We start from the raw sequence: 18,588 nt of genomic DNA, 5'->3' as shown, positions 1-18,588 counted from the left end.
TTCAATCGGCGCTGGGCCGGTAATGCAGGGCTTCGGCCAGGTGCTCGCGGCTGATTCGCGCGGCCTGTTCCAGGTCCGCTAGGGTACGCGCCACCTTGAGCAAACGGTGAGCGGCCCGCAACGACAGGCCCAGGCGTTCGCAGGCCGCTTCCAGCCAGCGCTCGTCGGTTGTGGATAATTTGCAGTGGCGACGCAGGCCGGGCAGGTCGAGAAAGGCGTTGGCGCAGCCCTGGCGCTCGCGTTGCAGCTCGCGAGCCCCGGCGACCCTGGTGGCGGCTGCGGCGCTGTCATTGCCCGGTTGCGGCTCGGGGTTGAGGGCGGTGGCTTCGCGGGCCACGGTCAGGTGCAGGTCGATGCGATCCAGCAGCGGACCGGATAACTTGTTGCGATAGCGCTGGATCTGCTCCGGTGTGCAACGGCAGCGTCCGCTGGGCTCGCCAAGATATCCACAGGGGCAGGGGTTCATCGCTGCCACCAATTGAAAGCGTGCCGGGAACTGCACCCGGTCCCGGGCTCGGGCAATGACGATCTGCCCGGACTCCATGGGCTCGCGCAGCACTTCCAGGACCTTGCGGTCGAACTCCGGCAGTTCATCGAGAAACAGCACGCCGTGATGGGCCAGGGTGATTTCCCCGGGCTGGGGTTTCGAGCCGCCTCCGACCAGTGCCGCACCCGAAGCCGAATGGTGGGGCTGGCGAAACGGCCGCTGTGGCCAGTAACGCAGGGGCTTGTGGCTGGCCACCGACTGGATCGCCGCGACTTCCAGGGCTTCATCTTCCTGCAGCGGTGGCAGCAGGCCGGGCAAGCGGCTGGCCAACAGGGTCTTGCCGGTGCCTGGCGGGCCGCTGAACAACAGGTTGTGGGCGCCCGCCGCGGCGATCAGCAGGGCGCGCTTGGCGGCGAGCTGGCCTTGCACTTCGCTGAGATCGGGGTAGGGGAAGTGGCTCTGCACCAGGCCGTCGCTGACATAGGGCGCAATCGGCGCGTGGCCGTTGAAATGGGCAACGGCCTCCAGCAGATGATCCACCGCGATCACCTTTAGGCCGCTGGCCAGGCAGGCTTCTTCGGCATTGGCCCGGGGCACCAGCAGGGTATGCCCGGCGTCGCGTGCCGCCAGTGCGGCGGGCAGTACGCCGCGTACCGGGCGCACCGCGCCGGAGAGCGCCAGCTCCCCCAGGCATTCGATGTTGTCCAGGGCCAGGGCCGGCACCTGCACGCTGGCGGCAAGGATGCCCAGGGCGATGGCCAGATCGAAGCGCCCGCCGTCCTTGGGCAGGTCCGCCGGCGCCAGGTTGAGGGTGATGCGCCGGGCCGGAAAGTTGAACCCGGCATTGAGGATTGCACTGCGCACCCGGTCCTTGCTTTCCTTGACCGCGGCTTCCGGCAGGCCCACCAGGGTCAGGCTCGGCAAGCCGTTGGCCAGGTGCACTTCAACACTGACAGCCGGAGCCTGGACGCCGACCTGGGCACGGCTGTGGATGATTGCCAGGGACATGGGGAGAGCTTCCTTGCGACAGCGGGAACCGCGTCCTGCGGTGCTGCAAGGATAGATGATGGGGCTGGCCAGAGGAGCGCCCGAATGGGCACAGGATATGTCGTCGGTGCACGAGCCTTCGCCGGCAAGCCAGTTCCTACAGGACAGGTCTGTAGGAGCCGGCCTGCCGGCGAACCCGGATTCAGATCATTGCGCTGCCGGGTTCAGCCGGGCTTCCAGCTCCGCCACCTTGGCTTCGAGGCTTTCCAGGCGCGCGCGAGTGCGGGCCAGGACCACCATCTGGCTGTCGAATTCTTCCCGGCTGACCAGGTCCAGCTTGCTGAAGCCGCTTTGTAGCAGGGCCTTGAGCTGGCTTTCGATTTCATTGCGGGGCAGGGGTGTTTCACCGCTGAGCAACCGCGAGGCGTGGCCGCTCAGGGCGTCGAGAAGGTCTTTGGGCGCGAGCATGGGAGAGTCCTGAATTGCAGTCGGCCCGCAGTGTATCACGCAGCAACGACGCTCCAGGTGGCCCCGGGTTGCACGTTTTTCGCGCATCTGGCCGGGCGCCAGCGCACCGTTTTTGTGCGTATCCCGGGTGCCGTTTTCCCGCATTCCCTGCCGGCTCGGGGCAAGGGACTGAAATCACTGATTTTTCCCGAGCTGGCAAGCTTTCTGCTTAGACCCTGGTGACCCATGCACTGATGCAGTCGCTGTGACGAATGCAGTGCGGCAGGCGGAGCGGGGTGTGTTTCGTCAGACAGCGGTTAGCTGGCGTCGGTCGGGCTGAGGAAGGCCGACGGTGCGTTACAAAGCCAGGCACTGCGCTTAGACTTGAGTCGGGTTTGTTTTCCTGGGGCAAGTCCACCAATTCGGGAGAGAGTTTCATGAAGCTAGTCACTGCCATCATCAAGCCGTTCAAGTTGGACGACGTGCGCGAGTCGCTGTCCGAGATCGGCGTGCAGGGCATTACCGTCACTGAAGTCAAAGGCTTCGGCCGGCAGAAGGGTCACACCGAGCTGTATCGCGGTGCGGAATACGTGGTGGATTTCCTGCCCAAGGTGAAGATCGATGTCGCCATTGACGACAAGGATCTTGACCGGGTTATCGAGGCGATAACCAAGGCCGCCAACACCGGCAAGATCGGTGACGGCAAGATCTTCGTGGTCAATCTGGAACAGGCTATTCGCATCCGTACCGGCGAAACCGATACCGACGCAATCTAAGCCGCCAAACCCAACGCCCCAGGAGAAAACAATATGACTCTGCGTAAATTCGCAGGGCTAGGAGCCCTTTTGTCCCTCGTAATGCCAGGCCTGGCCATGGCGGCAGACGAAGCGGCGGCTCCAGTCCTCAACTCCGGCGATACCGCCTGGATGCTGACCTCCACAGCCCTGGTGCTGTTCATGACCATTCCTGGCCTGGCGCTGTTCTACGGCGGCATGGTGCGGTCGAAAAACATTCTTTCGGTAATGATGCAGTGCTTCGCCATTACCGGCCTGATCACTGTCCTGTGGTTCATCTACGGCTACAGCATGGCGTTCGACACCACCGGGATGGAAGCCGGCGTGGTCAACCTCAATTCCTTCGTGGGCGGTTTCTCCAAGGCCTTCCTGGCGGGCATCACCCCGGCCAGCCTGACCGGCCCGGCTGCGCTGTTCCCTGAAGCGGTGTTCGTCACCTTCCAGATGACCTTCGCCATCATCACTCCAGCGCTGATCGTCGGTGCCTTCGCCGAGCGGATGAAATTCTCCGCCATGCTGATCTTCATGGGCGTGTGGTTCACCCTGGTGTATGCGCCGATCGCCCATATGGTCTGGAGCGGTCCGGGCTCGCTGCTGGGCGACTGGGGCGTGCTGGACTTCGCCGGCGGCACCGTAGTGCACATCAACGCCGGTATCGCGGGCCTGGTGGCCTGCCTGGTGCTGGGCAAGCGCAAGGGTTTCCCGACCACGCCGATGGCGCCACACAACCTGGGTTACACCCTGATGGGCGCAGCCATGCTGTGGATCGGCTGGTTCGGCTTCAACGCCGGTTCCGCCGCTGCCGCCAACGGCACCGCCGGCATGGCCATGCTGGTCACGCAGATCGCGACGGCTGCCGCCGCCCTGGGCTGGATGTTTGCCGAGTGGATCACCCACGGCAAGCCTAGCGCGCTGGGCATCGCTTCGGGTGTGGTCGCAGGCCTGGTGGCAATCACTCCGGCTGCCGGTACCGTTGGCCCGATGGGCGCCCTGATCATCGGTCTGGCGGCCGGTGTGGTGTGCTTCTTCTGCGCCACCAGCCTCAAGCGCAAGCTGGGATATGACGATTCCCTGGACGCCTTTGGCGTGCACGGCATCGGCGGTATTCTCGGTGCGATCCTCACCGGTGTGTTCGCTGCTCCGTCCCTGGGTGGCTTCGGCACCGTGACCGATGTTGCCGCTCAGGTCTGGATCCAGGCCAAGGGCGTGGGTTTCACGGTGATTTACACCGCGATCGTCACCTTCATCATCCTCAAGGTTCTGGACGCGGTCATGGGGCTGCGGGTGAGCGAGGAAGAAGAGGCGGTCGGCCTCGATCTGGCACAACACAACGAGCGTGGTTACAACCTGTAATCGCGCAAGAAAAAAAAGCCCGGCTCCGGCCGGGCATTTTTTTGCCTGATGTTTGTCATTGAGAAAGGCTGAAAGGATTTTCTGACAAGCATTGGCGTGTTTGCCGTGACGATTTCCGGCAGGGCAAATGCTTACACTAAAGCAGGATTATTCGGCGCTTTGTTTTTTCCCTGAGCGCGCTAGAATGCGCGCCGAAGCGTGGAGATCGGTATGTGGCAACAGACCCTGATTACCCTGCGGGCCAGGCCCCGGGGCTTTCATCTGGTGACGGACGAGTTGCTCGCCGGCCTGCCTGAGTTGAAGGCATGTCGGGTTGGTCTGCTGCATCTGTGGCTGCAACATACCTCGGCCTCGTTGACCATCAACGAGAACGCCGATCCGGCGGTACGGCGTGACTTCGAGCGTTACTTCAACACCCTGGTGCCTCAAGGCATGGCCGGGTACGAACATAACGACGAAGGCGCGGATGACCTGCCGGCGCACTTCAAGGCCAGTTTGCTAGGCTGTCAGCTGACTTTGCCGGTAGCGGCGGGGCGTCTGGCGTTGGGCATCTGGCAAGGCGTTTATCTGGGCGAGCATCGCGATCATGGCGGTGCTCGCAAAGTCCTTGCCACCTTGCACGGTGATAAGGCATAAGCCGCTGAGTATCAGTGGACGTTGATTTTTTTCCAGCGGCCTTCGACAGTCGGCACAGCTGGGCTATAACTAATCTGCTTTTCGCAAGTCATGAGGTAGAACATGAGCGACGATGATCTGGAAAACGACGACCTCGAAGTAGGTGACGAAGACGAAACCGAAGAAGGTCTTGAAGCGGCTGCCGACGATGTGGCGGAAGACGATGGCAGTGATGTTCCTGCTCCAACCGCCAAAGGCAAGGCCAAGGCTGCCGTCTCGGTAGACGAGCTGCCGAGTGTAGAAGCCAAGAACAAGGAGCGTGATGCACTGGCGCGTGCCATGGAAGAGTTCCTGGCCCGTGGCGGCAAAGTGCAGGAAGTCGAGGCCAACGTGGTCGCCGATCCGCCCAAGAAGCCTGATAACAAGTACGGCAGCCGGCCTATCTGAGCCTTGCACCTTGCTTGCTGAAAAAGCCCGCCGTCGCTGCGGGCTTTTTCATGGGCACCCTTCTCGGAAACGGCGCCGAGCGCCGGCGCTTGCTGTAGGAGCGAGCTTGCTCGCGAAAGCGCCGGTTCAGGCGCCGCGATGCCAGCGGGCAAGCAGCCCGGGTAGTTCAATCAGGCTGCGGATCTCGGCGTCTGGAGCGCGTTCGGCTTCCCAGGTCTTGCCGTTGGGATTGAACCAGATCGCACGCAGCCCTGCCTGCTGTGCGCCGGCAATGTCATCCCCCGGGTGGTCGCCGATATGCACGGCGGTGTCGGCAGTCGCTTCGCCACGCTGCAAGGCTTCGTGGAACAGCCGGGCGTCGGGCTTGGCGATGCCGATGTCCTCGGCGCACAGCGCGAACTTGAAATAGTCCGCCAGGCCCAGGCGGCGCACGTCGGCGTTGCCGTTGGTGACCACGCCAAGGGCGAAGTGATTGGCCAGGGCTTCCAGGGTCGGCTGGACTTCTGGAAAGATCTCCAGCTGATGCCGGGCATGCAGGAAAACTTCAAAACTCTGGTCGGCCAACTGGTTGGCCTGGGCATGGTCATACCCGGCTTCTTCCAGGGCATGAAACAGCACCTGGCGGCGCAGGGCGCTGATCCTGTGCTTGAGGTTCGGCTGGGCGAGCAGCACCCGCTCGCGAATGGCCCACAGATGCTCCACCGGCACGCCTCCGAGATTCGGTGCGTGTTCGGTCAGCCACTGGCGCAGGGTGGCTTCGGCACTGACGATGACCGGGGCGGTATCCCACAGGGTGTCGTCGAGGTCGAAGGTGATCAGCTTGATGGTCATTACTCACCGCCTTTGTTGCGTTTGGCCCGTGGGTGGGCGCTGTCGTAGACCGCCGCCAGGTGCTGGAAGTCCAGGTGGGTGTAGATCTGCGTGGTCTTGATGTCCGAATGCCCCAGCAGCTCCTGCACGGCGCGCAGGTCCTGGGAGGATTCCAGCAAATGGCTGGCAAAGGAATGGCGCAGCATGTGCGGGTGCAGGTTCTGCCCCAGTTCGCGCTCGCCGGCGGCCTTGACCCGCAGCTGGATGGCCCGCGGCCCCAGGCGCCGGCCCTTCTGGCTGACGAACAGGGCACCATCAGGCGGGTTGCTCAGGGCGCGCAGGGGGAGCCATTGCTCCAGGGCTGACCGAGCCTTCTTGCCCACCGGCAGGACCCGGGTCTTGCTGCCCTTGCCATGGACCTGCACCAGGCCGTCCGCCAGGTCCAGCTGATCGAGGTTGAGGCTGGTCAGTTCGGAAAGGCGCAGGCCGCAGGAGTAGAAAAGTTCGAGAATCGCCTGGTCGCGGTGGGCCAGGAAGTCGTCTTCCACGGCGCCATCGAGCAACTGCAGGGTGCGGTCGGTGTCCAGGGTCTTGGGCAGGCGTCGTTCGCCCTTGGGCGGCGCCAGGCCGTTGGCCGGGTCGTGAGTGCACAAGCCTTCGCGGTTCAGGTAGTGGTAGAGCCCGCGTACCGCTGACAGCAGGCGCGCCAGGCTGCGGGACGACTGGCCCTGCTGGTGCAGGCGGGCAATCAGGCTGCGCAGGCCCTGGATGTCCAGGTCGGTCCAGCTGCGCACCTGCATTTTCTCGCAGAACCCCAGCACCTTCTCGAGGTCGCGCCGGTAGGCTTGCAGGGTGTGGGGCGACACCTGGCGCTCACTGCGCAGATGCGCGCAGTAGGCGTCCAGCTGTTGTTGCATGGTCAGCGTACCGAGCGCAGCGAGTGGGTGAAGCGTGGCAGAACGCGGCCGGTGACTTCGGCGATGTAGTTGAGGAACAGGGTGCCCACCGAGCTCTTGTAGTGCTGCGGATCACGGCTGGCTATCGCGAGTACGCCATGCATGCCCTGATGTGCCAGGGCCACCACAGCGGTAGAACCGATCTGCTTGCGCTGCTCTTCGCCGAAAAGGAAATCCAGCTCGTGTTCGCGCAGGCTGCCGCTGACGCTCTTGCCTTCGGACAACAGGCCGCCGATGGCGCCCTGGGCTTCGGCGGCGGAGACCCAGCGACCCACCGGCATGGCGCTGTCGCTGAACAGGATCAGGCTGACGAAGGGCACCTGGAACTCCTGGCGCAGGCTGTCTTCGACGCTCATCACCACTTCTTCCAGGCTGGTGGCGTCCATCAGCGCGAGGATCAGGCGGCGGGTCTTGTCGAACAGCCGGTCGTTGTCCCGGGCCACGTCCATCAGCTGCGACAGGCGATGGCGCATCTCGATGTTGCGCTCGCGCAGGATCTTCATCTGCCGCTCCACCAGCGATACGGTGTCGCCGCGCTGATGGGGAATGCGCAAGGCCGGGAGCAGTTCATCGTGGTCGACGAAGAAGTCCGGATGGGCCTCCAGGTAGGCGGCGACGGCTGCCGCCTCCAGGTTTTCGGACGGTGATTGGTCGGGCGTTTCGGCAGGAACCTGCGGCTGATCAGTCATGGATTTCGCTCACTTAAAGACGCACCTGTCCTTCGTATACGCGCACTGCCGGGCCGGTCATCATCACCGGTTGGCCAGGGCCTGCCCATTCAATGGACAGGCGCCCGCCCGGCAGGTCGATCAATAGGGGCGAATCCATCCACCCCTGGCTGATCGCGGCCACAGCAGCAGCGCAGGCGCCGGTGCCGCAGGCCTGGGTTTCCCCGGCGCCGCGTTCCCAGACCCGCAGTTGCGCGCGCTGGCGGTCCAGGACCTGGAGAAAACCGACGTTGACCCGCGCCGGGAAGCGCGGGTGGTGTTCGATCTTCGGACCCAGCTCGTGCACCGGCGCGCTGTTGATGTCATCCACCCGCAACACGGCGTGGGGGTTGCCCATGGACACCGCGGCCAACTGCACCTGGCGGCCATCGACGTCCAGGGTGTAGCTGTCGGCCTGGGCCGGCGCCTGGAACGGAATGTCCGCCGGTACCAGGCGCGGCGCGCCCATGTTGACGCTGATCTGGCCGTCGTTGCGGATATCCAGCTCGATCACGCCGCTCTTGGTCTCGACGCGGATCTGGCGCTTGGTGGTCAGGCGCTTGTCCAGCACGAAGCGGGCAAAGCAGCGTGCACCATTGCCGCACTGTTCCACTTCGGAGCCGTCGGAGTTGAAGATCCGGTAGCGGAAATCCACATCCGGGTTGCTCGGGGCCTCGACGATCAGCAACTGATCGAAGCCAATCCCGGTATTGCGATCACCCCATTGTTTGGCGTGCTTGGGCAGAATATGCGCGTGCTGGCTGACCAGGTCGAGAACCATGAAGTCATTGCCCAGGCCGTGCATCTTGGTAAAACGCAGCAGCATGGTCTTACTCCGGCAGCAGGCTTTCGCCAGCGAATAACTCGGCTACCGTCTCGCGGCGACGTACTTCAACAGCCTGGTCACCATCGACCAGTACTTCTGCGGCACGGCCGCGGGTGTTGTAGTTCGAGCTCATGACGAAACCATAGGCACCAGCGGAATGCACCGCCAGCAGGTCACCCTCGGCCAGGGCCAGGGTGCGTTCCTTGGCGAGGAAGTCGCCAGTTTCACAGATCGGGCCGACGATGTCGTAGGTACGGGGTTCGGTATCTCGCGGGCGCACGGCGCTGACATCCATCCAGGCCTGGTACAGCGCCGGGCGGATCAGGTCGTTCATAGCGCCGTCGACGATGGCGAAATCCTTGTGTTCGGTGTGCTTGAGGTATTCGACCCGGGTCAGCAGGACGCCGGCGTTGGCCACGATGAAGCGGCCCGGTTCGAATACCAGGGCCAGGTCGCGACCGTCCAGGCGCTCGCGCACGGCCTTGACGTAGTCGGCGGCCAGCGGTGGCTCTTCGTCGCGATAGCGCACGCCCAGGCCGCCACCCAGATCGATGTGGCGCAGGTAGATGCCGCATTCACCGAGGCGGTCCACCAGGTCCAGCAGGCGGTCGAGGGCGTCGATGAAGGGTTCCAAGGTGGTCAGTTGCGAGCCGATATGGCAGTCGACACCGACGATTTCCAGGTTCGGCAGCTGCGCGGCGCGGATGTACACATCCTCGGCGGTGGCAATGTCGATGCCGAACTTGTTTTCCTTGAGCCCGGTGGAGATATACGGGTGGGTACCGGCATCCACGTCCGGATTGACCCGCAGCGAGACCGGTGCACGAACGCCCAGCTCGGCCGCTACCAGCTGCAGGCGCTCCAGCTCTTCGGCGGACTCGACGTTGAAGCAGTGGACGCCGACTTCCAGGGCACGACGCATGTCGTCACGGGTCTTGCCAACACCGGAGAAGACAATCTTGTCGGCTTGCCCGCCCGCAGCCAGGACCCGCTCCAGCTCGCCCCGGGAGACGATATCGAAACCGGCGCCCAGGCGCGCCAGGACATTCAGTACGCCCAGGTTGGAGTTGGCTTTTACCGCGAAGCAGACCAGGTGCGGCATGCCGGCCAGGGCCTGGGCATAGGCCTGGTACTGGGCTTCGATGTGCGCACGGGAATAGACGTAGGTGGGCGTACCGAAACGTTCGGCAATGGCGGACAGGGCTACGCCTTCCGCGAACAGCTCCCCGTCGCGGTAGTTAAAAGCGTCCATGGTTTGCCCTTAGTAGGTGTCGTGCTTGTGCGACTGCGATTGCGACTTCGCCTGCTCTTCAGGGGATTTGCTGTCATCAGGCAGGTACAGCGGACCTTTCTGGCCGCAGGCGGTAACGAGGCAAGCAACCGCGACGAGCGCAGCAAGGGAAGAGATCAGGCGCTTCATGGCGAAATCCTTGAGAATGCGTAAATTGCGCCCGAGTATACCGGCCACCCGGCAGCTTGCCTATGCAGCGTAACTCCCGTCCAGCGGGCCTTTGCCAAGGCCCGGCCGGTGGCTTTGGTCGGGCGGTCGTGCAATGGGCGTCGCATTTATTTCCTCGTTCGGTATCCTTTGCATTCGCCGGGGAGCGCCCGTATCTTGCGGCGCTTGAGCGTGAGTAGACACTTTTCGAGGTTCCCGCAATGAGTTTGACCGAAGCCCGTTTTCACGACCTGGTGGATGCCACCCAGCAGACGCTGGAGGATATTTTCGATGAGAGCGACCTGGACATCGACCTGGAAAGCTCGGCCGGGGTGCTCACCGTCAAGTTCGACAACGGCAGCCAGGTTATCTTCAGTCGCCAGGAGCCTTTGCGCCAACTCTGGCTGGCCGCGCGTTCGGGTGGTTTCCACTTCGACTACGACGAGGAAAGCGAGCGCTGGATGTGCGACAAGAGCGAAGAGCAGTTGGGGGAAATGCTGGAACGCATTGTCCTGGAGCAGGCCGACATCAAGCTTGAGTTCGAAGGGCTCTGATACCGTGACCCAGCCCGCCCCGGCCCGACCGCCCAAGCCGCTCTACAGCAACGTCAGCCCGGCGGTGAGTTCACCGTGCATCAGCCTTTGTCGCCTCGATGAGGAGAAGGTCTGTCGCGGCTGTTTTCGCCATGTGGAGGACATCCGTGAATGGCGTTCGGCCGATGATCAGCGCCGGCGAGTGATCTGCGCCCAGGCGCTGCAGCGCAAACAGAGTGCGGCGGCAGGCGAGATTTAGCTTCGTACTCGTACGGTTTGTTTATTCAGTGTGCTGTGATAGTGTCCAGCTTCGCCTCGCTACATCGAGGCCGGTGAGAACCCCGTCTTATTTGGCGGGGTTTTGCTTTTTTGTGCAGAAAAAATAGGAGTCAGCCAGGATCATGAGTACTGCACCATCCATCATCCTTACCCGCCTTGACGTGCAACGTCTGGAGCGCCTGATCGACAGTCTGGACGACTCGCTGCCAGGTGTCATTGCACTGCAAACCGAGTTGGATCGTGCCGAAACGCTGGTGGGTCACGATGAAGTACCGGCCGGTGTCGTAACCATGAATTCGCGTGTGCATTGCCGTGAAGAAAGCAGCGGCAAGGACTACCACCTGACCCTGGTGTATCCACAGGACGCCAACGCCGACGAAGGCAAGATTTCCATCCTGGCACCGGTGGGCAGCGCTCTGCTGGGCCTGCAGGTAGGCCAGTACATCGACTGGCCGGCTCCGGGTGGCAAGACCTTGAAGCTGACCCTGCTGGAAGTTGAATACCAGCCGGAAGCCGCAGGCGACTACCACCTCTGATCCTTGGCTAGACCTGCTCGAGCGCGTCGTTCAGTGCGCGCTCCAGGCTGGCCTTGTAGCGCAGATACAGGATGCTCGGGCTTTGCACGTCACCGAGCAGCCCTGAAAGATCCAGGTCAGTGATGTAGCAGCGATAGCGCTCTGTTTCATGGCGCTGCCCGACGATTTCCTGGGCCACCGCGGCGAACAGTTGATCGCCATATTCCAGATCGGAAAACTCCCGTTGATTGCAGTACAGCGAGACCTGCACCTGGCCCGGTGCGGCCTTGCCGATGATCGCCTGTACGTCATAGAAGGCTTTGTCCACCGGCGTCGGTGGGGCTGGCCGCGGCTCTACCCGACGTGCGCGGCCCGTGCCTGAGGGCAGAATCTGCAAGTAGAGTGTGTCCAAAGGTTTCTCGGGCTGGTTGCTGTCCATCGGCAGCAGCGCCTCGCGGCGGTAGAGAATCGACTGCAGGAAGCGCTGCAGGGGCACCAGCAGGCTGTGTTCGTCGTGATAGGGCAGGGTCTGCTGCCACAGCGCGTTGTACTCATCGAGCACGTAAAGCTCCGCGTACTCGTCGACGATCCGATAGAACACCTGGATGCAGTCCGGCTGGCCCATGGGCAGGATCAGCGCCAGGTCGTGGTCTTCCAGGGCCATCGGGTCAAGGTGCAGTGGGCTGTAGCGGCTTTGCTCCTGCCCCAGGTACTCCAGCAATGCGGCAGGGGTTGCCATGGCCCGGTGCCGAACCTGCCCGGGCACCAGTTCAAGCACGTGGTAGTGCTGCTGCACCTGGATCAGGTAGCGGTAGTTGAGCTGGCTGAGCAACAGGTTGTGCGCGGTTTCGAACAGTTCTTCCACCCGGCGGGCAATGAATTGCGCGCGGTTGTGACAGAAGCAGCGTACCCGCAGCCGCGGCTGCGTGCCGCCCGGCAGATTGTTCAGGTAGTCCCGCAGGCAGTCGAGCAGCGCATGCTCGGCGTCGTAGCGGCCGACCATTACCTCGTTCCAGCTATTGAGGGTGACCTGATCCAGGGTCAGCACCAGATTCTCGCGTACCCCGGCATAGCTCAGGGAGTCGGTGCGCTCGGTGGTCATCAGAATGTTCAGGTCGCGGTGGTGCTTGAGGGGGTCGACCCCGACGTTCACCAGGATCAGCACTTCGCCGGGCACGGCGGCGTGCAGCAACTGTTCCTCGCTGACCGTCGTCAAAGGCAGTGGCACGGTCTGCTGCAGGCTGCCCAGCAGGTTGAACAGTTCGAATTCGCTCAGGTCGCTGCTGCCCGGGTGCAGGGCCAGGCGGGTACTGCTGTCGATCACGCCGTTGCGATGGCACCAGGTAAGCAGCTCCAGCAGCTCGCGACTGCGCTTGATCGGGGCGAAATGCTCCCACTCCAGGGCGGTCAGGCTGCCGTTGTACAGCCCCCAATGGTTCTGTCCGGGTTCCTTCTTGTTCGGTGACTGCACCAGGGTCAGGGTGTCTTCAGCCAGGTCCGGGGCGATGCCGGGGTTGATGAACTCGATCTTCCCGGCCTTGCGCTCGAAGGCCGCGTACAGGCGCCGGCCCAGGACATTCAGGTCACGCTTGTTGATCAGGCTGGCGGCCTGCTCGGTGCGGGCGAACTGGGTCAGGAAGCGATAGCTGTAGTTGAGCTCGTTGACCAGGGCCCGGCGCTCGCTGCTGACCTGGCGCACCTTCCACTGGCTGCGGCTGTCCAGCAAGGCCAGTTGGCGTTGGTCCCAGCCCCATTCACTGGCCAGGCGCTCCAGTAGAGCGCGCTGCCAGTTCGGGCTGCGGGTGGCGTTGCCGACGGTAAGCTTGCGGTTGACCTTGAGGTACAGGCTGCGCCGTACCAGCTCCAGGCGCTCCGGCTCGCCGCGAGCCTTGAGGTATTCCTCGATGCGCCGGTAGACCACGATGTAGGGGTCCAGCTCATCCAGGTCCAGGCGGTTGGCAAACACCGCCTGCTTGAAGCGCAGGCTCAGGCACTGGACCTTGGGATGCTCGCTGGCATAGACCTCGATCAGCAGCAGCTTGAGTACGGACTTGTAGGGCGACTCGATGCCCTTGAACAGTTGCCACAGCCCGGCGCCGATGAACTCGCCGGGCGGAATGCGTGCCATGTGGCCCAGGTCGAGGTTTTCCTCGGCGGGGACAAAGCGCTTGGACAGCAGGGTGTCGATGTACTGTTCGTAACGGCGTTCTTCGTACACCGGTACCAGCCACCACAACGGCGTGCGCCCGGCCAGCCAGATCGCGGTGCGGTAGAACTCGTCCAGCAGCAGGTAGTGCTGGGTGGTGCCGCAGTCGTCCGAACTCAGCTGAGTGTCCCGCTCCCCGCGGACAAAGCGGTTGGGGTCGATCAGGAAAAAATGAGCTTCAGCACCCTGGCCGGCCGCCCAGGTCTCCAGCAATTGGCACTTCTTCTGCAACTCGGCCAGCTCGTTTTCGCCCAGATCCGGCGCATGGCACACCCACACGTCCATGTCGCTCTGGTCTGCCTGGGCCAGGGTCCCCAGGCTGCCCATGAGAAACAGGCCATGAATCGGCCGTGGCGGGTTGCCGTGGCGCGGCTTGTAGGAAAACGATCGGGTCAGGCGCTGGGCTTCGGCCAGGGCCTGGGGGTCGGGTTCGTAGCAGGAAAGCCCCGCCGGGGTGGCTCCGGATACATAACCGGGCAACAACGGGTGATTGACGTGAAAGAACAGCGGCAACAGGTTGAGGACCAACTGCTGGCGTGTCGACAGTCCTTCCATTGCCCGGGCCATGCGCCCTTCATTGAGCTTCAGGAAACGCGCACGCAGTTGGCTGAGAACCTTGCGATCGATTCCTTCATCCAGATCGGGACGGATTTCATGGGTATGGGGCATTTCAAGCGGAGCTCGAACGTGGCGGTATTGAAGACGGCGAGCAGTTTACCGTCAGACAGGGCTCAGCCTTAAACTGATTTTATTTTTTGACGCCAGATTTCTAGCGTATTCAGAAGGAGGCGCCTACGGAATCCGACAGACGGGAACCCCGCAGGCCGATGCAGGTTGTTCAGGCGACTTCTTTGACGTTCAGGATGGTCAGCAGGCCCTGGGCATGTTCAGCGGCGTCCCGCCCGAGGCTGGTCAGATAGCCTCCATCGGGTTGGGTGATCAGTTCCTTGTCAAACAGGCGTTGGGCGGCGGCGATGGCAGAAGGGGCGGCGGTCTGATGGATTTTCAGGCCTTCCTGGGAGTTGTCCAGGTTGAAGAGTGCAAGGATTTCCAGTTCGGCAACCAACTCAGGGGTATACGACATAAGGACTCCAGACTTTCTAGGAATTAGAGGTCAGCGTTCTTAAGGTGAACGCAGAAAGGCGGCGTGTCCAGCGTTCGCTGAGGAGTTTTATCCCCGGGTGCAGCGGTATTTGGCCGCAGGGTGGTGGCAGTGTAGTCGGGGCGCGAGGCACGGGCGGGAAAGAGTGCCGGAGCCTGCGCTCCGGCAGCGCGGTGTCACTGCTTTTCGGGAGGCAGTTCCGGCAGGGCGCGAAGGGCGGCTTCGTACCATTGGGTGTCGAAGGCGCGGTCCTGTTCGAGGATGGCGTCGATCTCGATCGCCAGTACATGGGCCATCAGATTGAGGATTTCCTCGCGCTCGTAGCCCACCAGGGTGAGCTTGTTGAACGTGGCCTTGGCCGCTGGTGGGTTGTCGCTTTCGATCTGGTTCTCGATCGCTTCGATCAGGGTATTTTCGGCGAACTCTTCTTCGTCGGTGTCGATATCGGTTGGCTCGCTCATGGCAGGCTCCTCAAGGAAAGGTCGCCAGTTTACTCGTATTCAGCGGCTCGATGCTGCTGGCCAGAGTGGGATTAACCTTCTATAAAAAACCCTGCCAACCCCTGCACGGCCTGGAGGCTACGGGATGTTCAAGCTCTATGGGTTCGCCATCAGCAACTACTACAACATGGTCAAGCTGGCCTTGCTGGAGAAGGGGCTGCCTTTCGAAGAGGTGCTGTTCTACGCCGGCCAGAGCCCCGAGGCGCTGGCTATCAGCCCTCGGGGCAAGGTTCCGGTGCTGGAGGTGGAGCAGGGCTTCATCAGCGAAACCAGTGCGATTCTCGATTACCTGGAGCAGGTGCGGCCGGCGCCGGCGCTGCTGCCGAAGGACGCGTTCGAACGTGCCCAGGTGCTGGCACTGGCCAAGGAGATCGAACTGTACATAGAGCTGCCGGCCCGGGCCTGTTTCCCCGAAGCGTTCTTCGGCGCGACCCTGCCCGAGGCGATCAAGGAGAAGGCCGGGATCGAATTGCTACAAGGCTTTGCCGCATTGCGCCGGCATGCCCGGTTCGCCCCCTATGTAGCGGGCGCCAGCCTGAGTGTGGCGGACCTGTATTTTCAGTACAGCGTGAACCTTGCCCTGATAGTCGGGGACAAGTTGTTCGGAATCGATTTTTTGGCCGAGATGCCCGAGGCCCGGGCCTTGCTCGAGCGCCTGGAGCAGACCCCCGCCGCTCGGCGCATCGCCGCTGACAAGGCGGCACTGATGGCCGCCAGAAGGTCAGGGCGCTAGGAGCCTGCTCGCACCGGCAGAGGATGCCGGCGCGGGCAGGCTCGCAAGGGCTTAGCGGCTGGCCAGCAGGGCCTGGCCGCGGACCACTGCCGCCCGGACCTGGGCCGGTGCGGTGCCGCCGATGTGGTTACGGGCATTCACCGAGCCTTCCAAGGTCAGCACGGCGAACACGTCCTGTTCGATCTGGTCGCTGAACTTGCGCAGCTCTTCCAGGCTCATTTCCGCCAGGTCCTTGCCGGTTTCCACGCCGTACTTCACCGCATGGCCGACGATTTCGTGACAGTCGCGGAACGGCAGGCCACGGCGCACCAGGTAGTCCGCCAGATCGGTGGCGGTGGAAAAACCGCGCAGGGCCGCCTCGCGCATGATGGCGTGCTTGGGCTTGATGGCCGGGATCATGTCGGCGAAGGCCCGCAGCGAATCGCGCAGGGTATCGGCGGCGTCGAACAGTGGTTCCTTGTCTTCCTGGTTGTCCTTGTTGTAGGCCAGGGGCTGGCCTTTCATCAGGGTCAATAGGCCCATCAGCGCGCCGAATACCCGGCCGCTCTTGCCCCGTACCAGTTCCGGCACGTCGGGGTTTTTCTTTTGCGGCATGATCGAGCTGCCGGTGCAGAAGCGGTCCGGCAGGTCGATGAACTGGAATTGCGCGCTGGTCCACAGCACCAGCTCTTCGGAAAACCGCGACAGGTGCATCATCGCCACGCTGGCGGCGGCGCAGAATTCAATGGCGAAGTCCCGGTCCGAAACGCTGTCCAGGGAGTTGCCGCCCACGGCTTCGAAGCCCAGCAACTGGCAGGTCAGCTCGCGGTCGATCGGGTAGGTGGTGCCGGCCAGCGCGGCGCTGCCCAGGGGCATGCGGTTGGTGCGCTTGCGGCAGTCCACCAGGCGCTCGTAGTCACGGCTGAGCATCTCGAACCAGGCCAGCATGTGGTGGCCGAAGGTCACCGGCTGGGCAGTCTGCAAGTGGGTGAAGCCCGGCATGATGCTCTCGGCTTCACGCTCGGCCAGCTCCAGCAGGCCTTTTTGCAGGCGGGTGATTTCACCGAGGATCAGGTCGATCTCGTCCCGCAGCCACAGGCGGATGTCGGTGGCCACCTGGTCGTTGCGGCTGCGGCCGGTGTGCAGTTTCTTGCCGGTGATGCCGATGCGGTCGGTCAGGCGCGCTTCGATGTTCATGTGCACGTCTTCGAGGTCCACGCGCCAGTCGAAATGGCCAGCCTCGATCTCGCCCTGGATGGTCTTCAGGCCGTCGATGATGCTGTCGCGCTCGGCATCGGTGAGCACGCCGACCTTGGCCAGCATGGTGGCGTGGGCGATGGAGCCCATGATGTCATGGCGATACAGGCGCTGGTCGAAAGTGACAGAGGCGGTGAAGCGGGCGACGAAGGCGTCGACGGGTTCACTGAAGCGGCCGCCCCAGGACTGATTGGTCTTGTCAGTGCTCATGAATTCGCTCGTGATCTGCTGAAGGAAGATGGCGTGAAAAACAGGCGCCGATAATAACAGGGTTGCCCGGGCTGTCGCTGGCGCTGGTCGGCAGCTTTTTTCTGCGCCGGACACCTGGGCGGCTTGTCGCCGGCCTCGGGGGCGCAGAGACTGAGGTCGGCGCAGTCGAAGGTGCTTCCTGCGAGGTGAGCGCCTTGAGTGCGGAAGGTGATATCGGTCAAACGATATTTATCGATTGAGCAATATCGTCTTGGCAACCGTCTACAGTTGGACAGGAGGACCGGCACAATTGCGTAACACCCCTCGCGTGTTCGCAGTGGCCCCCTCCAGCAAGTTCACACCGCGCAGGGCCAGGCAATCCGTCCACCAAACGAGACGGGTGCGGGCAGGGTGGGCGGCGACCACAATCACGAGGGGGGCTTTGTGTTGAATACCAGCATTCCCTGCGACGTCGTCGCGCATCAGCCGACCTTGAGCGGTATCGGGCAGGCACGGGCAAATATTGGTGCCCGACTTGCGGCACTTTTTGGCCTTCGCACTAGTCTTAGCGTGGATCGCGGTGACGGACGTCACTCCACCTGTCTACGCTATCCTTGTGCGAGACTCACGCAGGAATCCAGCGCAATATGAATGTCCTGATCGTTGATGACGAACCCCTAGCCCGCGAGCGCCTGAGCCGGATGGTCAGTGAGCTCGAGGGATACAGTGTCCTGGAGCCTAGCGCCACCAATGGCGAAGAGGCGTTGAGCCTGATCGACAGCCTGAAGCCGGATATCGTCTTGCTCGACGTCCGCATGCCGGGGCTGGACGGTCTGCAGGTCGCCGGCAAGCTGTGCGAGCGCGAGACGCCTCCGGCGCTGGTGTTCTGCGCTGCGCCGGACGAATTCGCCCTGGAGGCCTTCGATGCCAGCGGCGTCGTCCACCTGGTCAAGCCAGTGCGCTCCGAGCTGTTGCTGGAGGCCTTGAAAAAGGCCGAGAAGCCCAACCGTGTACAACTGGCGGCACTGACCCGGCCCGCGGCCGAAAGCGGTAACGGCCCGCGCAGCCATATCAGCGCCCGTACGCGCAAAGGCATCGAGCTCATCCCCCTGGCCCAGGTGGTGTATTTCATCGCCGACCATAAATACGTGACCTTGCGCCACGAGGGCGGCGAGGTGCTTCTGGATGAGCCCCTGAAGGCTCTGGAAGATGAATTCGGCGACCGCTTTGTGCGTATCCACCGCAATGCGCTGGTGGCCCGCGAGCGTATCGAGCGTCTGCAGCGCACACCGTTGGGGCACTTCCAGTTGTACCTCAAGGGCCTCAATGGCGATGCGCTGATTGTCAGCCGGCGGCATGTGGCGGGCGTGCGCAAGATGATGCAACAGCTCTAGGCCAGGGTTTGAGCCCCGCAATGGGTGAAGCCTG

The 18,588-nt window shown here is 63.0% G+C and carries 21 protein-coding genes; 9 read left to right on the top strand and 12 right to left on the bottom strand.

Annotated features, from left to right (window positions below; genetic code table 11):
- Position 1: 1 nt before the first annotated feature.
- Together AC1RGE_RS23510 and AC1RGE_RS23505 are read right to left on the bottom strand one after the other, a co-directional pair.
- Complete coding sequence (locus AC1RGE_RS23510; protein WP_011064193.1) at positions 2-1,495, bottom strand: YifB family Mg chelatase-like AAA ATPase; 1,494 nt, start codon at positions 1,493-1,495, stop codon at positions 2-4.
- 186 nt (positions 1,496-1,681) lie between these two features.
- A complete protein-coding gene (locus AC1RGE_RS23505; RefSeq protein WP_011064192.1) occupies positions 1,682-1,942 on the bottom strand; it encodes an accessory factor UbiK family protein in 261 nt (86 codons plus the stop codon).
- A gap of 416 nt (positions 1,943-2,358) precedes the next feature.
- Between AC1RGE_RS23505 and glnK the strand changes: the two genes are divergently transcribed.
- The 4 genes from glnK to sutA all read left to right on the top strand — a co-directional run bounded on the left by glnK (position 2,359) and on the right by sutA (position 5,130).
- Positions 2,359-2,697: a P-II family nitrogen regulator gene (glnK, locus tag AC1RGE_RS23500; protein WP_002555808.1), complete on the top strand. Its 339-nt coding sequence runs from the start codon at positions 2,359-2,361 to the stop codon at positions 2,695-2,697.
- A 33-nt stretch (positions 2,698-2,730) separates the two neighbouring features.
- A complete protein-coding gene (locus AC1RGE_RS23495) occupies positions 2,731-4,068 on the top strand; it encodes an ammonium transporter (RefSeq protein ID WP_011064191.1) in 1,338 nt (445 codons plus the stop codon).
- 210 nt (positions 4,069-4,278) lie between these two features.
- A complete protein-coding gene (locus AC1RGE_RS23490; protein ID WP_011064190.1) occupies positions 4,279-4,704 on the top strand; it encodes a secondary thiamine-phosphate synthase enzyme YjbQ in 426 nt (141 codons plus the stop codon).
- Between the two features lie 102 nt (positions 4,705-4,806).
- Positions 4,807-5,130 carry a dormancy-specific transcriptional regulator SutA gene (sutA, locus tag AC1RGE_RS23485; RefSeq protein ID WP_007926654.1) on the top strand — a complete coding sequence of 108 codons (324 nt, stop codon included), beginning with the start codon at positions 4,807-4,809 and terminating at the stop codon, positions 5,128-5,130.
- Between the two features lie 126 nt (positions 5,131-5,256).
- On the opposite strand, the gene AC1RGE_RS23480 is transcribed toward sutA, so the two are convergent.
- The 6 genes from AC1RGE_RS23480 to lptM are packed head-to-tail and all read right to left on the bottom strand — an operon-like array spanning position 5,257 to position 9,849.
- Positions 5,257-5,961 carry an HAD family hydrolase gene (locus AC1RGE_RS23480; RefSeq protein ID WP_015637455.1) on the bottom strand — a complete coding sequence of 235 codons (705 nt, stop codon included), beginning with the start codon at positions 5,959-5,961 and terminating at the stop codon, positions 5,257-5,259.
- Entirely contained in the window at positions 5,961-6,857 is an 897-nt protein-coding gene (gene xerC / locus AC1RGE_RS23475; protein ID WP_011064188.1) for a tyrosine recombinase XerC, read from the bottom strand. The genes AC1RGE_RS23480 and xerC overlap by 1 nt, the downstream gene beginning before the upstream one ends.
- A 2-nt stretch (positions 6,858-6,859) precedes the next feature.
- Complete coding sequence (locus AC1RGE_RS23470; protein WP_492585105.1) at positions 6,860-7,585, bottom strand: DUF484 family protein; 726 nt, start codon at positions 7,583-7,585, stop codon at positions 6,860-6,862.
- Positions 7,586-7,598: 13 nt separating this feature from the next.
- Positions 7,599-8,429, bottom strand: a complete 831-nt coding sequence (gene dapF, locus AC1RGE_RS23465) for a diaminopimelate epimerase (RefSeq protein ID WP_011064186.1) — start codon at positions 8,427-8,429, stop codon at positions 7,599-7,601.
- A 4-nt stretch (positions 8,430-8,433) separates the two neighbouring features.
- Positions 8,434-9,681, bottom strand: coding sequence for a diaminopimelate decarboxylase (gene lysA, locus AC1RGE_RS23460; protein WP_011064185.1), 1,248 nt, complete (start codon positions 9,679-9,681; stop codon positions 8,434-8,436).
- 9 nt (positions 9,682-9,690) lie between these two features.
- Positions 9,691-9,849 carry an LPS translocon maturation chaperone LptM gene (lptM, locus tag AC1RGE_RS23455; RefSeq protein ID WP_011064184.1) on the bottom strand — a complete coding sequence of 53 codons (159 nt, stop codon included), beginning with the start codon at positions 9,847-9,849 and terminating at the stop codon, positions 9,691-9,693.
- A gap of 239 nt (positions 9,850-10,088) precedes the next feature.
- On the opposite strand from lptM, the gene cyaY reads away from it, so the two are divergent.
- From cyaY to rnk, 3 genes are all read left to right on the top strand, one after another.
- On the top strand, positions 10,089-10,421 hold the full coding sequence (cyaY, locus tag AC1RGE_RS23450) for an iron donor protein CyaY (RefSeq protein ID WP_011064183.1): 333 nt from the start codon (positions 10,089-10,091) through the stop codon (positions 10,419-10,421).
- A 4-nt stretch (positions 10,422-10,425) separates the two neighbouring features.
- Positions 10,426-10,659, top strand: a complete 234-nt coding sequence (locus AC1RGE_RS23445; RefSeq protein WP_015637452.1) for a DUF1289 domain-containing protein — start codon at positions 10,426-10,428, stop codon at positions 10,657-10,659.
- Positions 10,660-10,801: 142 nt separating this feature from the next.
- On the top strand, positions 10,802-11,215 hold the full coding sequence (gene rnk / locus AC1RGE_RS23440) for a nucleoside diphosphate kinase regulator (protein ID WP_011064182.1): 414 nt from the start codon (positions 10,802-10,804) through the stop codon (positions 11,213-11,215).
- A 7-nt stretch (positions 11,216-11,222) separates the two neighbouring features.
- Here rnk and AC1RGE_RS23435 read toward each other — a convergent pair whose 3' ends face one another.
- The 3 genes from AC1RGE_RS23435 to AC1RGE_RS23425 form a co-directional block, all read right to left on the bottom strand.
- On the bottom strand, positions 11,223-14,069 hold the full coding sequence (locus AC1RGE_RS23435; RefSeq protein WP_011064181.1) for a class I adenylate cyclase: 2,847 nt from the start codon (positions 14,067-14,069) through the stop codon (positions 11,223-11,225).
- A 169-nt stretch (positions 14,070-14,238) separates the two neighbouring features.
- Entirely contained in the window at positions 14,239-14,484 is a 246-nt protein-coding gene (locus AC1RGE_RS23430; RefSeq protein ID WP_011064180.1) for a TIGR02647 family protein, read from the bottom strand.
- 194 nt (positions 14,485-14,678) lie between these two features.
- Positions 14,679-14,963: a hypothetical protein gene (locus AC1RGE_RS23425; RefSeq protein WP_011064179.1), complete on the bottom strand. Its 285-nt coding sequence runs from the start codon at positions 14,961-14,963 to the stop codon at positions 14,679-14,681.
- A 124-nt stretch (positions 14,964-15,087) separates the two neighbouring features.
- Between AC1RGE_RS23425 and AC1RGE_RS23420 the strand changes: the two genes are divergently transcribed.
- The gene (locus tag AC1RGE_RS23420; RefSeq protein ID WP_019095420.1) at positions 15,088-15,735 is read left to right on the top strand and encodes a glutathione S-transferase; all 648 of its coding nucleotides are present in this window, start codon (positions 15,088-15,090) and stop codon (positions 15,733-15,735) included.
- 51 nt (positions 15,736-15,786) lie between these two features.
- Here AC1RGE_RS23420 and argH read toward each other — a convergent pair whose 3' ends face one another.
- Positions 15,787-17,181: an argininosuccinate lyase gene (gene argH, locus AC1RGE_RS23415; RefSeq protein ID WP_019095419.1), complete on the bottom strand. Its 1,395-nt coding sequence runs from the start codon at positions 17,179-17,181 to the stop codon at positions 15,787-15,789.
- 626 nt (positions 17,182-17,807) lie between these two features.
- Here argH and AC1RGE_RS23410 point away from each other — a divergent pair.
- A complete protein-coding gene (locus AC1RGE_RS23410) occupies positions 17,808-18,554 on the top strand; it encodes a LytR/AlgR family response regulator transcription factor (protein ID WP_011064176.1) in 747 nt (248 codons plus the stop codon).
- Positions 18,555-18,588: the final 34 nt, after the last annotated feature.

It is taken from the genome of Pseudomonas sp. GW823-FHT02C05, from assembly GCF_058797595.1.
Note: the sequence above shows the minus strand (reverse complement) of the source record. Positions and strands in the feature narration are given on the sequence as shown.

Coding starts and splice junctions, on each gene's coding strand:
- xerC (WP_011064188.1), bottom strand. CDS start 6,857: ATGCAACAACAGCTGGACGCCTACTGCGCGCATCTGCGCAGTGAGCGC.
- AC1RGE_RS23480 (WP_015637455.1), bottom strand. CDS start 5,961: ATGACCATCAAGCTGATCACCTTCGACCTCGACGACACCCTGTGGGAT.
- sutA (WP_007926654.1), top strand. CDS start 4,807: ATGAGCGACGATGATCTGGAAAACGACGACCTCGAAGTAGGTGACGAA.
- cyaY (WP_011064183.1), top strand. CDS start 10,089: ATGAGTTTGACCGAAGCCCGTTTTCACGACCTGGTGGATGCCACCCAG.
- glnK (WP_002555808.1), top strand. CDS start 2,359: ATGAAGCTAGTCACTGCCATCATCAAGCCGTTCAAGTTGGACGACGTG.
- AC1RGE_RS23490 (WP_011064190.1), top strand. CDS start 4,279: ATGTGGCAACAGACCCTGATTACCCTGCGGGCCAGGCCCCGGGGCTTT.
- AC1RGE_RS23425 (WP_011064179.1), bottom strand. CDS start 14,963: ATGAGCGAGCCAACCGATATCGACACCGACGAAGAAGAGTTCGCCGAA.
- lysA (WP_011064185.1), bottom strand. CDS start 9,681: ATGGACGCTTTTAACTACCGCGACGGGGAGCTGTTCGCGGAAGGCGTA.
- AC1RGE_RS23420 (WP_019095420.1), top strand. CDS start 15,088: ATGTTCAAGCTCTATGGGTTCGCCATCAGCAACTACTACAACATGGTC.
- lptM (WP_011064184.1), bottom strand. CDS start 9,849: ATGAAGCGCCTGATCTCTTCCCTTGCTGCGCTCGTCGCGGTTGCTTGC.
- AC1RGE_RS23470 (WP_492585105.1), bottom strand. CDS start 7,585: ATGACTGATCAGCCGCAGGTTCCTGCCGAAACGCCCGACCAATCACCG.
- dapF (WP_011064186.1), bottom strand. CDS start 8,429: ATGCTGCTGCGTTTTACCAAGATGCACGGCCTGGGCAATGACTTCATG.
- AC1RGE_RS23435 (WP_011064181.1), bottom strand. CDS start 14,069: ATGCCCCATACCCATGAAATCCGTCCCGATCTGGATGAAGGAATCGAT.
- AC1RGE_RS23410 (WP_011064176.1), top strand. CDS start 17,808: ATGAATGTCCTGATCGTTGATGACGAACCCCTAGCCCGCGAGCGCCTG.
- argH (WP_019095419.1), bottom strand. CDS start 17,181: ATGAGCACTGACAAGACCAATCAGTCCTGGGGCGGCCGCTTCAGTGAA.
- AC1RGE_RS23430 (WP_011064180.1), bottom strand. CDS start 14,484: ATGTCGTATACCCCTGAGTTGGTTGCCGAACTGGAAATCCTTGCACTC.
- AC1RGE_RS23495 (WP_011064191.1), top strand. CDS start 2,731: ATGACTCTGCGTAAATTCGCAGGGCTAGGAGCCCTTTTGTCCCTCGTA.
- AC1RGE_RS23510 (WP_011064193.1), bottom strand. CDS start 1,495: ATGTCCCTGGCAATCATCCACAGCCGTGCCCAGGTCGGCGTCCAGGCT.
- AC1RGE_RS23505 (WP_011064192.1), bottom strand. CDS start 1,942: ATGCTCGCGCCCAAAGACCTTCTCGACGCCCTGAGCGGCCACGCCTCG.
- rnk (WP_011064182.1), top strand. CDS start 10,802: ATGAGTACTGCACCATCCATCATCCTTACCCGCCTTGACGTGCAACGT.